Below are 15136 nucleotides of genomic sequence, written 5' to 3'. Positions count from 1 at the left end.
TTTGAACATAGACATATCCTTTCTTGTCTATCACTACCATATCTAAGTATTTATCAATATCATTGTCCCACGCCTCGCAAAAATGCTACATTCACGCCCTCACTATATGCGGGTAGGGGAAAACTATGCGAATTGCCATCGTTGCGGGGGAAATGTCAGGGGACATCTTAGGCGCGAGCTTAATCAAAGCCTTACGCGCTCATTATCCCAATGCACAATTTGAAGGCATTGGCGGGGCGCAAATGTTAGCCGAAGGCTTGCAAGGACTTTTCCCGCTCGAAACCCTATCCGTCATGGATTTAGTCGAAGTCTTAAAACAGTATCGAAGTATTAAGCATTGTTACAACCAATTGCGCGATAGATGGCGACAAAACCCGCCTGATGTGTTTATCGGTATCGATGCACCCGATTTTAATTTACGCTTAGAATACGAACTAAAACAAGCAAATATTCCAACCGTTCACTATGTTAGCCCCACCGTGTGGGCGTGGCGACGCTATCGGGTTAAAAAAGTCATTCGTTCCTGCGACCTCGTTTTATCCATTTTCCCCTTTGAAGTTGATTTTTATAAAAACTATCCCGTCAATGTGCGTTTTGTTGGGCATCCTTTAGCTGATGAAATGCCGTTGACCGTTGACCAAGCACACGCCCGCGAGCAATTAAAACTCCCTAAAGCCTCAGCTTATATCGCATTATTATTTGGCAGTCGTTACGGCGAAGTGCAAAAACTTGGCTCTATTTTTTGTGAAACAGCACAATTATTATTGCAACAAAATCCGCATTTACAGTTTATTATCCCTGTTGCAAACGCGCATTTGCGTCCCTTGGTTGAACAACAACTTGCGCAATTTTCTCCCGCCTTACCCGTCACGCTTTTGGACGGACAAGCTCGCCTTGCGATGGCTGCCGCTGATGTTGTGCTAACCGCGTCAGGCACAGCGACGTTAGAGGCTTTATTAAGTAAGCGTCCGATGGTCGTTGCGTATAAAGTCGCATGGCTCACTTATTATTTATTTAAGCCTTTGGTCAAAGTGCCTTATTTTGCGATGGCGAATTTATTGGCGGATGAGGCGTTAGTCCCTGAATTCTTACAGTATGCGGTAACACCTGCTAATCTGGCTCATGCGATACAGGACTGGCTTAAACATCCTGAGCAGGTTTATGCGCTACAAAAACGTTATTTACAAATCCACCAACAACTGCGATGCAACGCCAGTGAACAGGCTGCGCACGCGATTATTGATTTATTAAGCCATGTCAATCAAACCTGAAAAACCACGAGTCGCTTGGGCATTTACAGGCTCAGGGCATTATTTAACCGAATGCTTGACCCTTGCGAATCAATTACAAGATGTCGATTTTTTCTTCAGTAAAGCCGCTTATGAAGTGTTCCGCATTTATGAGTTAGAACATCATATTCAAGCGTGGCAAGAACAGCAGGGCGTGCGAGTTTTCCGTGATACGGCAGCGAGCGCGCCGCCTGTGGGGCTGTTTTATCGTGGCGATTATCACACTTTAGTGATTGCCCCCGCGACTTCTAACACGGTGGCTAAATGTGTCGTTGGTATTTCTGACACCTTAGTAACGAATATTTTTGCGCAAGCGGGTAAATGTTTGATTCCTTCTATTGTTTTTGCTTGTGATACTGAGCCTGTGATGGAAACGCCCGCGCCTGACCGCATTGTTAAAGTGTATCCGCGTAAAATTGATTTAGAGAATACAGAGCGTTTATGTGAGTTTGAGCGGACAACGGTTGTAAAAAATTTGCCCGATTTAGAACAGGTGATTAAGCAACGGATAGCGACGTGGCAAGCGGAATATTAAGGCTTTTGTCAGCTTAATCAGGATTAAGCAGAATTTAAAAGATTCATTCACATTGTTTTTTTGTTCTAGGGTTTTAATCCTGTTAATTCTGCTAATCCTGAAAATCCTGATTCAGACAATCAAACTTTACGCTTTTATTCCCAGCCTATGCACGTGGATAATACGATTTACAGCGGTGTTCTCGTAAGCGTATGTTTACTGTACTTTATTCTGTGTCATCTCCCATGCCTAATTCTTTAATTTTCCGCGTTAAAGTATTGCGTCCCCAGCCGAGTAATTTGGCTGCTTCTTGGCGTTTCCCCCCTGTTTGTTTTAATGCCATATTAATCATGACCCGTTCAAAACGGGGGAGTGCATCATCTAATAAACTTTCTTCACCCAATGCAAGGCGTTGTTCTACCCATTGGCTTAATCCTTCTTCCCAACCAAGATGTTCGGAGGCAGGGACGACAGGCAAACGGAGTTCGGGCGGTAAATCATCGAGGAGAATTTCTTGCCCTGATGCCATCACTGTGAGCCAACGGCAAGCGTTTTCAAGTTGGCGCACATTTCCATTCCAATCTAATTGGGTGAGATAGCGTTCTGTGGTGGGGTGTAGGCTTTTGACTTCAACGCTCAATTCACGGGCAGCTGAGAGTAGAAAATGACGCATCAGGGCGGGAATGTCTTCACGGCGTTTGCGTAAAGGCGGTAAATGGATTCGAATGACGTTTAAACGGTGGTATAAGTCTTCTCGAAATGAGGATTCTTGTACCCGTTGTTCTAAATTTTGATGGGTTGCAGCAATGATGCGAACATCGACTTTTAATGCGGTGTGTCCACCAACGCGGAAAAAAGTGCCATCAGCTAATACACGCAGTAAACGGGTTTGTAATTCTGCGGGCATATCGCCGATTTCGTCTAAAAAAAGTGTGCCCATATCGGCTTGTTCAAAGCGTCCGCGCCGTTGGGTGAGTGCTCCCGTAAAAGCACCGCGTTCATGTCCAAACAATTCTGATTCGAGTAATTCGCGGGGAATGGCGGCAGTATTCAGGGCTATAAAGGGTTTATCCGCACGCGGGCTGTGACGGTGTAAAGCACGGGCAACCAGTTCTTTACCTGTGCCTGATTCGCCTGTAATTAATACGGTGATATTTGAGCGAGAAAGACGACCAATGGCGCGAAAAACTTCTTGCATAGCAGGGGCTGAACCGATGATTTCGCTGGCTTTGACATTGGGGTCTGCTTCTATGGTGGTATTGCTTTCTTCACTTTTTTGCATGGCACGTCGAACTAATTCGACGGCATCGTCAACATCAAAAGGTTTGGGCAGGTATTCAAACGCACCGCCTTGATAAGCCGCAACCGCACTTTCTAAATCTGAATAAGCCGTCATGATAATGACAGGAATATGTGGATATAAATCGTGCAACTTTTCAAGCAGGGTAAAGCCATCCATACCAGGCATTCGAATATCGGTCATGATGACTTGTGGTTGTTGCTGTTGCTGGTTGAGTTTTGCCAATATGCCGTTTGCACTGTCATAGCATGTGACTTGAAACCCGCCTTGTGTGAGGGCTTTTTCTAGCACCCAACGGATAGATTTATCATCATCAATCACCCAAACATCTACGATTTTTTTCATACCCCATTCTCTCCATATTCCATTGGCAACCATAAGGTAAACACCGTTTCACCCAGTTTGCTGGTGCATTCAATCAGTCCACCATGTTGATTTACCAGCGATTGTGCAATTGAAAGTCCTAAGCCTGTCCCTTGTGCGTGTCCTGTTACCAGTGGGTAAAAGATATGATCAATCATGTCTTCTGGAACACCTGGCCCATTATCAATAATTTCAAGGCGAACAACTAACTTATGGCGTTTATTACCGATATTCATTTGACGGCTGATGCGCGTGCGTAGGGTAATTTGTCCGATGCCATTCATCGCTTGAACAGCATTACGCATGATATTTAAAACTGCTTGAATTAATTGGTCAGAATCTGCCCAGATTTCGGGAATGCTGGGGTCAAAATCGTGCTCGATAATGATGCCTTCTCCCGCTTCAGAGGCAATTAATTGACTTACCCGTAAAAGGATTTGGTGAATATTTGCCCATTTTTTGTGCGTGACGGTATTTGGCACTAACATACGGTTGACTAAATTCTGTAGTCTGTCCGCTTCGCCAATGATAATCGTGGTATATTCCTTTAATCGTGGGTCTGGGAGCTCGCGTTCTAAGAGCTGCGCTGCACCGCGTAGTCCCCCAAGTGGGTTTTTAATTTCGTGGGCAAGCCCGCGCACGATATTTCTAGCGGCTTGTTGTTGTAGTAATAAATTTTCTTCACGGGCAATGCGCAAATGTTGGTCTATCGCGGTTAATTCCATGAGAAAATAAGTCTTTGCATGTTCATCTTGTAAGGGCGTAATGCTGCAATCAACGGTGATGAGACGTGCAAGCGGGAGATGTAGTCGTATCCCATGCTCGATAACCGTGTGATGATTCTGTAACACTTCCAGCAAAGACCGCCCTGATAGGCTCATATCGGGAAATAATTCAGAAATCAATTGCCCTTTTGCTTGTTTTGCACTGATTTCGAGCAGAGTTTCTGCTGCGGGATTGATTGCTTGCAAACGGAACTGTTGGTCAAACCATAAAACAGCAATGGTAAGATTTTCAAAAATAGTCTGCGCGAGTTTTGCCTGTATCATGCACAATGTCCAAAGTGAATTATGGCGCATATCGCAATAAATATGCCGCTCTGAAAATTCGCATTATTTATTTAAAAATTAAATAATTAGCCAACAGAAGCCAAGTATCTTTAAGCGAAGAAATCTTATAGTTGCACTATTGTAGTGCATTTGGAAAAATAAATTTTCCATAAATAATGCCATTACATCTATCAAAAATATTATGAAAACCATTAAAATTTATTTATATTAAGGAGACGTTATAAAAAGCAGATTACAATGCGCTAGTGCTTAAGATAAATGGTAGTCCCTAGTGCAGAACTAATATGATAACCTTGATTTTAAAATAGATTTATGGGTTATCTGTGCTAATAAAGCTCAGAAAATTGATGAATTGCCAATAACGCTTAATGAATAAATACGATTGAACTGGGCTTAAAATTAAAATTTTCTAGTCACTTAAACGACCCTGCCCTCAAGGGGTGGAGCAACACACAACAAAGGAGAGTAAGCATGTCTGAAAAGGTCTATGATGTGTTACCACAAGCCGCTGCGAATGCCTACATCAATGCCGAGCAATACAAAGAAATGTATGCACGCTCTGTGAATGATTCAGACAATTTTTGGGCTGAACAAGCAGACAAGTTTGTCTCTTGGTTTAAAAAATGGGATAAAGTCCAAGACTGGAATTACCACGAAGGGAAAATTAACTGGTTCGTTGGGGGCAAGTTAAACGTATCTTATAATTGCTTAGACCGTCATTTAGAAAAACGTGGCGACCAAGTAGCTATTATTTGGGAAGGCGATAATCCTGCTTCTGATAAAAAAATTACCTATCGTGAATTACATGAAAAAGTTTGTCGTTTAGCCAATGTGTTAAAAGCACAAGGCGTGAAAAAAGGCGATCGGGTTTGTATTTATTTACCCATGATTCCTGAAGCCGCCGTCGCAATGTTGGCTTGCGCCCGTATTGGGGCAGTTCATTCCATCGTTTTTGGGGGATTCTCTCCTGAAGCCTTAAAAGATCGCGTGTTAGACTCTGGTTGTGAAGTGGTTATTACAGCCGATGAAGGTCTGCGTGGTGGTCGTCCTGTTCCTTTAAAAACCAACGTTGATAAAGCGGTCGCTCAATGCCCTAATGTGCGTAAAGTTATTATTGTACGCCACACAGGTCGCCATATGGACTTAGTCGCTGGGCGCGATATTTGGTATCACGAAGAAGTCGAAAAAGTCTCCGCAACCTGCGAACCTGAACACATGGACGCAGAAGACCCTTTATTTATTCTCTATACCTCTGGTTCTACAGGGAAGCCTAAAGGGGCATTGCACAGCACAGGCGGTTATATGCTTTACACCGCCATGACTCACAAGTATGTCTTTGATTATCATGAAGGTGATGTTTATTGGTGTACCGCTGACGTGGGTTGGGTTACAGGGCATTCTTACATTGTCTATGGTCCTTTAGCCAATGGCGCAACCACCCTGATGTTTGAAGGCGTTCCCACCTATCCTGATGCGGGTCGCTTCTGGCAAGTCGTTGATAAGCATCAAGTCAATATTTTCTATACCGCTCCAACCGCCATTCGCGCGTTAATGGGTCAAGGTAATGAATTAGTGACCAAAACCAGCCGTAAGAGCTTACGCTTACTTGGTAGCGTTGGTGAACCCATCAACCCTGAAGCATGGGAATGGTACTACCATGTTATTGGTGAAGACCGTTGCCCCATCGTTGATACATGGTGGCAAACAGAAACAGGCGGTATTTTAATTTCTCCCTTACCAGGTGCAACTAAGTTAAAACCTGGCTCTGCAACATTGCCATTCTTCGGCGTAGTCCCTGCTTTAGTCTCTAACGAAGGGGAAGTGTTAGAGGGGGCTGTTGAAGGTAACTTAGTCATTACTCGTCCTTGGCCAAGCCAAATGCGCACGGTATTCGGTGATCATAACCGCTTCATCGATACCTACTTTAAAACCTATCCTGGTACTTACTTCACAGGCGACGGCGCACGCCGCGATGCGGATGGTTACTACTGGATTACTGGTCGGGTTGACGACGTGATTAACGTCTCTGGTCACCGCATGGGGACGGCTGAAGTAGAAAGCGCGTTAGTGTTACATGAAGCCGTTGCTGAAGCGGCAGTTGTTGGCTATCCTCATGATATTAAAGGTCAAGGCATTTATGCTTATGTGACTTTAATGGCGGATATTGAGCCTAGCGACGAGCTGAAAAAGGATTTAGTCCGTTTAGTGCGTGAAGAGATTGGTCCTATTGCCTCTCCTGACGTGATTCAATGGGCACCTTCCTTACCGAAAACCCGTTCAGGCAAAATTATGCGCCGTATTTTACGGAAGATTGCCGCAAATGAATTAGAAAATTTAGGCGATACTTCCACCCTAGCAGATCCAACCGTGGTTGATCACTTAATTACTAACCGCGCTGTTAAATAATGAATAAGTAAATTTATCATTATGTTGTAATAATAAAGCGTGTGATTTTTATAATCACACGCTTTTTTTATCATTTTATCTTTATCACTTTTAAACGCACTTAATTCGAATCTTACTAAATAATGTGCTTAAATTAATCTGAGTCTGGGCAATATCTGCCAATTTTCAGCAGAAAAACTTGTACTTTTATTGAATTTTGTCATATGGTCTTGTTTTTAATTTTTAATTAAAATTAAATAATTAATTAACAGCTATTTTATAAATCAGTAAAAATAAACCATATTTCCCCCCTATCTCGCTAACTATTCAAAATAACAAACATCTTTAGAAAACTAGCTTACCGACAATAGCTTGGTTAAGTTCTTGCTTAAAACAGTCATCGTTCTCATAAAAATTAAGAAAGTAACTATACGGTTCAAGATGTGTTAAGTCATTGAGCTGTTACTATTAATTCTTTTATTTCGATAATTTGATGAGTATTTCTTGATATTATCAGGCTCACAATGATTGAGAACAATGTAATCCATTAATGACTAAAATCATAAAAACCTGATAAACCTTCAGGTTAATGCTTTGTCAACTAACATAATAATAAGATGAAGAGGAGTAAGTTTTTATGTTGAATTTGCCTAATTATCAAATACAAGCACAAATCTACGAAAGTGCGAATTCTATTATCTATCGTGGTTCTCGAAAAAAGGATAATCTCAAAGTTATCCTGAAAGTGCTGAAAGAAGATTACCCTTCGCCTGAAGAGTTAATGCGTTATCGCCAAGAGTACGAAATTACACGTTGTCTTGAAGAAGCGGAATGCGTGATTAAAGCTTATGACTTGGAGAAAATTCAGAATACCCTCGTCATTGTGTTAGAAGACTTTGGTGGCGAATCGCTCAAACGTCTCATGGTAAAACGACGGCTCACTGTTGCTGAGTTTTTACCTTTAGCCATCAAAATTGCGGATAGCTTAGATCATCTTTATGCAGATCATGTGATTCATAAAGACATTAATCCCGCCAATATTGTTTGGAATCCTGAAACAAATCAGCTCAAAATCATCGACTTTGGTATTGCTAGCCGTTTACCCCGTGAAAATCCTACCCTCAAAAGTCCTGAACAGTTAGAGGGCACATTGCCCTATTTATCGCCTGAGCAAACAGGGCGGATGAATCGTGTGTTGGACTATCGAACGGATTTATATTCTTTAGGAATTACATTTTATGAATTACTAACAGGACAAGTTCCATTTGCTTCTAATGATTTACTAGAAATTATTCATGGTCATATTGCAAAACGTCCCATTCCTCTACATCAACTGAATCCCGATATTCCGCTGATTTTGTCTGATATTGTGATGAAACTCATTGCTAAAAATGCTGAAGATCGTTATCAATCCGCTTATGGGGTGAAACATGATTTACAGGTTTGTTTAGCCAATTTACAAGATTTATCCAGTACAAATTTTGAGTTAGCGCAACAAGATATTTCTGGTAATTTCCATCTGCCCCAAAAACTTTACGGACGCGAAAATGAAACGCAATTGCTTTGCCAAACATTTAACACGGTGAGCCAAGGGACATCTGCTTTTTTACTGATAGCAGGTTATTCAGGGATTGGTAAAACTGCGCTGGTACAAGAAATTTATCGCCCAATTACAGCAAAACGTGGTTATTTTTGTGCAGGAAAATTTGACCAATTACAACGCAATGTTCCATATTCTGCTTTAATTCAAGCATTTAAGCAATTTACACAGCAAATTCTTGCAGAATCAACGACACATTTACAACAATGGCAACAACGTTTAATCAATGCGATTGGTCGCAATGGACGGGTATTAAGTGAAGTTATTCCCGAACTAGAACTATTATTAGGTGAACTCCCCGCTGTTCCGCCCTTATCGCCCGCAGAAGCTCAAAACCGCTTTAATCTAGTTTTTCAATCTTTTGTGCAAGCTTGTTGCCAAGCAGAACACCCCTTAGTTATCTTTTTGGATGATTTACAATGGGCTGACTTGGCAAGTCTCAATTTATTAAATTTGATGGTGGGCAATATTCCTTACCTGTTTTTAGTTGGGGCTTATCGTGATAATGAGGTTAATGCGACGCATCCGTTAATGAAATTAATTAATGAGATGCATGTTGGTGAGTTTGTGTTTAAGTCGGTGACGCTTAAACCATTAGGACTACCCCATATCACGCAATTCTTAATGGATACCCTAAGTTTAAGAAAAGAAACTGCGAATGCCATTGCTATTCAAGGCTTAGCCGAGCTTTTATTAGAAAAAACAGGGGGAAATCCTTTCTTCTTGGGTGAGTTTGTTAAAACGTTATATACAGAAGGTTTATTGACTTTTAACTATCAAGCCCGTGTTTGGCAATGGGATTTATCAAACATTCAAGCGCGAAATATCACGGATAATGTTGTGGAATTGATGAGCGCGAAAGTCAGAAAACTGCCTGCTAAAACACAAGAAGTTTTAAAACTTGCTGCTTGTTTAGGCAATACTTTTGAATTACCCATTCTAGCCAAAATAGCAGACCAACTTGTCAACGAAACACAAACTTATCTTTGGCAGGCATTAGCTGAGGGCATGATTATCACCGTCAGCAATTTGTATAAATTTGTTCATGACCGCGTACAACAATCAACTTATGAGCTTATCCCTGATGAAGATAAACCTGCCTTACATTGGCGGATTGGGCGTTTATTGTTAGCGGATAATTTTGCAGAGGAACGCTTGTTTGAAGTGGTTGACCATTTAAATATTGGCTCGTGTCTGTTGGACAATACAGAAAAATTAGTAAGCACTGAATTAAATTTGCTCGCGGCAAAACGTGCTAAATCATCCGCTGCATTTGATGCCGCACTTAAATATGCCTTATTTGGCTTACGTTTATTAGATGATAATGCATGGCAACATCAGTACCCTTTATGTTTAGACTTACACTGTTTAGCCACTGAAATGGCAAGTTTAACAGGGGATAGTACCCAACTTAATCATTGCTTTACTCAAGTTGTGCAACATGCAAGAACGCCGATAGATATGGCGGGTGTGTATGAAAGTAAAATTCATGGCTATATGTCTGAAGGTAAGTTACAGGAATCTTTAGATATTGCCTTAGAAGTGTTAGAGCGTCTAGGGCTATCTTTACCCACTCAACCTGATGATATTGCTGTAAAAACAGCACTGAAGGAATTAAAAGCGGAATATGCCAATATTGCCATAGAATCCTTGATTGATTTACCTGAAATGCAAGATAAAACTAAACTTGCCATTATGCGCGTTATTACCAAAGCGACCGCCGCTGCTTATATTGGCAGACCCAGTTTATTTTTACTCTTTATCATTCGTCAGGTACAACTTTCTATCCACAGCGGAAATACGAGCGAATCTACTTATATGTATGCTTGCTATGCACTACTGTTATGTGGATTTTTGAATGAGATAGATGAAGGTTATTGCTTTGGACAACTTGCCGCTAAATTGCTAGATAAGTCAGGCGATAAGAAATTTAAATCTAAAACGCTAGAAGTGGTTAATGGGCATGTTTGGCATTTTAAACAATCGCTTAAAAGCACATTACCTAGTTTAGAACAGGGTTATCACAGCGGTTTAGAAACAGGCGATTTAGAATATGCGGGCTATAATGCCTTCTTTTTCTCTTGCAATGCCTATTTTGCAGGACAAGAACTGTCTAATTTAGCGCGTCAAATGATTTCTTATAAAGAAGGGATGCAACGCATTCATGCAGAAGTAGGCATTCGTTGGCAAAGCTCTTTTTTACAAGCGGTCTTGAATCTTCAAGGACAAGCCCAGTCTGTCCCCCAACTTTTAGACGGTGATGCCTTTTCGCAACATGAAACCTTAGCCTTATTGCAAAGCACTAATAATCAATCTGCGTTAGCCGCGTTTTATGTGAATACGGCGATTTTATGCTATCTATTTGAAGATTATGAAAAAGCACTGGAAAACTGCTCATTAGCAACAATTCACAAGGGTGGCATGTTCGCCATGATTTCCGTGCCTGTGTTGAACTTTTACGAATCGCTCACTTGTTTACAACTGTATTCGCGGAGCAATTCCCGCCGACAAGTCATCCTGCATGAAAAAGTGCTGGAAAATCAGAAGTTACTTAAAACATTCGCAAGCTCTGCGCCAATGAACCATTTGCATAAATATCAGTTGGTAGAAGCAGAATTAGCTCGAGTGTTAGGAAAACAATGGTTAGCAACACAGAATTATGAGCAAGCGATTCAAACCGCGACTAAAAATGAATATGTTCAAGAAAAGGCTTTAGCCTATGAACTTGCTGCACGTTTTTATCTTGTTCAAGGGATGGATAAGTTTGCACAAACATACTTGCTTGATGCACGTTATCATTATCAACAATGGGGCGCGTTGGCTAAAGTTGCACAACTAGAAGAAAAATATGTCCAATGGTTAAACGGGACAAAAACTGCGCCGATTATTCCGACCGTGCATGAAGTGAGTACCAGCACGATTACGGTGATGGGAACACGTACTCGTTTACGGGCTTCTAACTGGCTTGATTTAGAAAGTGTGATGAAAGCCACACAAATCTTGTCAGGCGAAATGGTTTTAAGCCAATTGTTAGAAAAAATGATGCATATCGTGATTGAAAATGCAGGGGCTGAACGTGGATTGCTCATTTTAGAGCAAGAGGGACAATGGTTGATTGAAGCAGAAGGGGCATTTCATACAGAAGAGGTGACTGTTTTACAATCGCTTGCCTTAGAGGGGCGTGTACCAACAGCAATTGTGAATTATGTGATTCGTACCCGCGAATCCGTTGTATTAGCAAATGCACGTCAAGAAGGGATGTACACAAATAACAGTTACATACAGCACCACAAGCTCAAATCTATCTTATGTAACCCTATCATTCATCAAGGTAAATTAACAGGTGTGTTATACCTAGAAAACAATATGATTGATGGTGCATTTACACCTGCTCGTTTAAAACTGCTTGAAATGTTGTCATCACAAGCGGCAATTTCCTTAGAAAATGCTTTATTATACCGTACTTTAGAGGGTAAGGTTGCCACACGTACCGCTGAATTAGCCGAAGCCAATCAGCAAATTATGGCGTTGAATACGCAGTTAAAAGCGGAAAATTTACGCATGGGGGCTGAATTAAGCGTTGCGCGACAATTACAACAAATGGTCTTACCGCGTTATGAAGAGCTACAGCAAATCAAAGAGTTAGATATTGCTTGCTTTATGGAACCTGCGGAAGAAGTCGGCGGGGACTATTACGAGGTATTGAACCATCAAGGGCATATTAAAATTGGGATTGGTGACGTAACAGGACATGGCTTAGAAAGCGGCGTATTGATGCTGATGGTACAGACAACTGTACGGGCATTATTACTTGCAGGCATTACCTGCCCCAGTGAATTTATTAATATCGTCAACCGCACCATTTATGAAAATGCACAACGGATGCGTACAGATAAAAATCTCACTTTATCACTACTGGATTATCACAACGGCACACTACAATTGACCGGACAACATGAAGACGTGCTGGTTGTACGCCAAAATGGGGATGTGGAACGCATTGATACCCAAAACTTAGGCTTTATGATTGGCTTAGAGTCGGATATTGGAAACTGGGTGACACAAAAAGAAATCCAGCTTGCTAAAGGCGACGGTATTGTTTTATATACAGACGGTATTACAGAAGCCCGTAATACACAAAAGCAACTTTATGATATTAAACGCCTTTGCGATGTTGTTAGCCAGCATTGGCATCACAATGCAGAACACATTAAACAAGCCATTATTGATGACGTACAACAACATATCGGACAGCAAAAAATCGCTGACGATATTACCTTATTGGTATTAAAACAACGCTAAGTTGCGTAACACAGAAAAAACAAAGGGGAAATGACCATCATCAAAATAGCCATTTCCCCCTATCACGCTCAAAGCAAATGCGTCAGTTTCTCTTCTTAGATAGGACCACGCATTTCTTTATGCACAACGACGGTGCGGGCTAAGGCTTCTTCTAAAGAAACGGCAGTCATATTTTTGGGTTTTAAAGTCTTAGCTTCATTAGCAACTTTAACCACTTTGTCACCAGCCCCTAAGCCTTTGAAATCCCCTTTTTCTAAACCAACCATTTCGGCAAATTCATTCCAAACAACGCCTTCTACTAAAGGATATAAGTAGGTAGCATGACCTTGAATATCAGTTACTAACTTCTCTTTGATGTTTTCTACGAAGAAATACAGAGGAGTCCCAACTTCAAACATACCAAGGTATTTTTCGATAAACAGATTAACATGTTCTAATTTGGTTAAATGCCCAGCGAAGAATGTCACTTTCTCACCATGAGCGGTTAAAACAACTTGTTTAATCAAAGCTTCTGGTGTACCACGGGTATTATGAACAGTTAATTTTCCTTCTTGGAGAATTAAGTCACCACGATACACTAAGGCATCAGAGCTTTCTGCTTTTTCACAGATAGAGACTTGCCACGTTAAATTTTGTGCCTTGATATTTTCTAAAAAGTTACTCATATATCGACCTTAATAATAGTGGGTGTGAATAATGTAAAAAGTTTATGATGTAAGTTATCTGTGGTACAACAGCACGCTAATATTATAATAATTTGGCAAAGCAGTAAAAATAAAAAAAAAGACTTCCCCACTCAACCAACTGAGTGGGAAAGTGAAATGTCTACTGACTAAGCAATAGACGGTTGCAAGGGGGTTTTCCAAGGGGCAGGTTGACGAACGGCTGACCAAATTGGACTTTCAATGGTTAAAGCCAATTGACGCACCAGTTCTAACATACCTTCATAACCTTCATAACCAAATTCACGCTCCTGATTAATATCTAAGAACGGAATTTTTGCTTTTAGCGCGGTGTACATATTTCGACCACCCGCAATCAGAATATCTGCCTTGTAGTCCTTAAAGATATTCAGTAAAGCACGCGGGTTGCCATCATCAATCATTTTGGCATCCTTGCCCATAATTTCCCTGATCCGTTCCTTATCTTCTTCCGTGGATTTCTTTGTGCCTGTTGCAACAACAACCATGCCCAAATCCTGCAACGCAGACACCACTGACCACGATTTAACGCCACCCGTATAGAGCAGTACCCGTTTACCCTTTAAGCGTTCCCGCCATGGAGCAAGGGCTGCACGAATGCGCGTTTCTTCACGCACGATTAATTTTTCGGTGCGCTCGGTTAAGTCTGGATCATTAATAATACGTGCAAAATCACGGAGGGCTTGAGAGGTATCTGTAATGCCGTAGAAACTTCCCTCAAACCAAGGAATTTTATATTGATCTTCGAGTTTACGTGCCACGTTTAACATGGCTTTAGAACAGACCATCATGGTCACTTCTGCACGGTGCATGGTTTGCACTTCACGATAACGTGCATCGCCTGATAAGGTACAGAGCACCCGTAAACCCAGTTCATCTAAGAGGGGTAAAACGTGCCAGAATTCACCCGCAATATTGTATTCGCCGACTAAATTCACGCTGTGAATTTTCATTCCAGCGTCTTGTGCACAGGCAGGTAACGGGTCAGGCTCACGTGTACCAACCACGAATTTGACCATTGCCTCACCCCCAATGCGATTACCTAAATTCTTTGTTCCGTAAAAACCTGCGGAATCAACAGGGACAATGGGCGTACCCCAACGGGCTTGTGCAGATTTACAGACCGCCTCAATATCATCACCAATTAACGCGGGAACACAAGTGTTATATACAAAAATCGCAGCGGGATTATGATCATCAATCGCTTGTTTAATCGCATGAAATAAACGTTTTTCTGCGCGACCCATAATAATATCGTTTTCGGTTAAATCCGTTGTCATACCAAGACGATATAAAGTAGAACCAGAGGAGCGCGTACCACGATTGTCCCAAGAACTCCCCGCGCAAGCGATAGGCCCATGGACAATATGCGCAACGTCGGCAATCGGTAATAATGCGATTTGTGCACCATCAAATGCGCAACCACCTGCTGTCGAACCTGGCTTAGGACGTGCACAGCCTGATTTTTCTTTCTTGTTGTGCGTACATGCTGGCTCATTGAGCAATTCAGCTATATCTTTCGCCTTCATGGTCATGGGCTAACCCCGTTCTGTCGTTGATAGATTAGTATGTAAAGTTATAGCAAAGGCTATGCCATTTAAAAAATTAAATA

At 41.5% G+C, this 15136-nt stretch carries 8 protein-coding genes; 4 read left to right on the top strand and 4 right to left on the bottom strand.

Annotated features, from left to right (window positions below):
• Positions 1-125 precede the first annotated feature (125 nt).
• Together lpxB and BEGALDRAFT_RS01275 are read left to right on the top strand one after the other, a co-directional pair.
• Positions 126-1271 (top strand): lipid-A-disaccharide synthase, encoded by a 1146-nt coding sequence (lpxB, locus tag BEGALDRAFT_RS01280; protein WP_002682868.1) that lies wholly within the window; start codon positions 126-128, stop codon positions 1269-1271.
• Positions 1255-1824 carry a flavoprotein gene (locus tag BEGALDRAFT_RS01275; RefSeq protein ID WP_002682867.1) on the top strand — a complete coding sequence of 190 codons (570 nt, stop codon included), beginning with the start codon at positions 1255-1257 and terminating at the stop codon, positions 1822-1824. Before lpxB ends, BEGALDRAFT_RS01275 begins: the two co-directional genes overlap by 17 nt.
• 205 nt (positions 1825-2029) lie before the next feature.
• On the opposite strand, the gene ntrC is transcribed toward BEGALDRAFT_RS01275, so the two are convergent.
• Positions 2030-3448, bottom strand: a complete 1419-nt coding sequence (gene ntrC / locus BEGALDRAFT_RS01270; RefSeq protein ID WP_002682865.1) for a nitrogen regulation protein NR(I) — start codon at positions 3446-3448, stop codon at positions 2030-2032.
• Entirely contained in the window at positions 3445-4515 is a 1071-nt protein-coding gene (gene glnL / locus BEGALDRAFT_RS01265) for a nitrogen regulation protein NR(II) (protein WP_002682864.1), read from the bottom strand. Before glnL ends, ntrC begins: the two co-directional genes overlap by 4 nt.
• A 492-nt stretch (positions 4516-5007) precedes the next feature.
• On the opposite strand from glnL, the gene acs reads away from it, so the two are divergent.
• Complete coding sequence (gene acs / locus BEGALDRAFT_RS01260; RefSeq protein ID WP_002682863.1) at positions 5008-6942, top strand: acetate--CoA ligase; 1935 nt, start codon at positions 5008-5010, stop codon at positions 6940-6942.
• Positions 6943-7558: 616 nt separating this feature from the next.
• On the top strand, positions 7559-12823 hold the full coding sequence (locus tag BEGALDRAFT_RS01255) for an AAA family ATPase (protein ID WP_002682861.1): 5265 nt from the start codon (positions 7559-7561) through the stop codon (positions 12821-12823).
• 95 nt (positions 12824-12918) lie between these two features.
• Here the strand turns inward: BEGALDRAFT_RS01255 and BEGALDRAFT_RS01250 are convergent, their stop codons facing one another.
• Both BEGALDRAFT_RS01250 and nifE read right to left on the bottom strand, forming a co-directional pair.
• The gene (locus BEGALDRAFT_RS01250; protein ID WP_002682860.1) at positions 12919-13488 is read right to left on the bottom strand and encodes a hypothetical protein; all 570 of its coding nucleotides are present in this window, start codon (positions 13486-13488) and stop codon (positions 12919-12921) included.
• Positions 13489-13655: 167 nt separating this feature from the next.
• On the bottom strand, positions 13656-15059 hold the full coding sequence (gene nifE, locus BEGALDRAFT_RS01245; RefSeq protein ID WP_002682858.1) for a nitrogenase iron-molybdenum cofactor biosynthesis protein NifE: 1404 nt from the start codon (positions 15057-15059) through the stop codon (positions 13656-13658).
• Positions 15060-15136: the final 77 nt, after the last annotated feature.

The sequence above is a fragment of the Beggiatoa alba B18LD genome (genome assembly GCF_000245015.1).
GTDB lineage: Bacteria > Pseudomonadota > Gammaproteobacteria > Beggiatoales > Beggiatoaceae > Beggiatoa > Beggiatoa alba.
The sequence above is the reverse complement of the archived record's forward strand: the minus strand, read 5'-3'. Positions and strand labels throughout refer to the sequence as shown.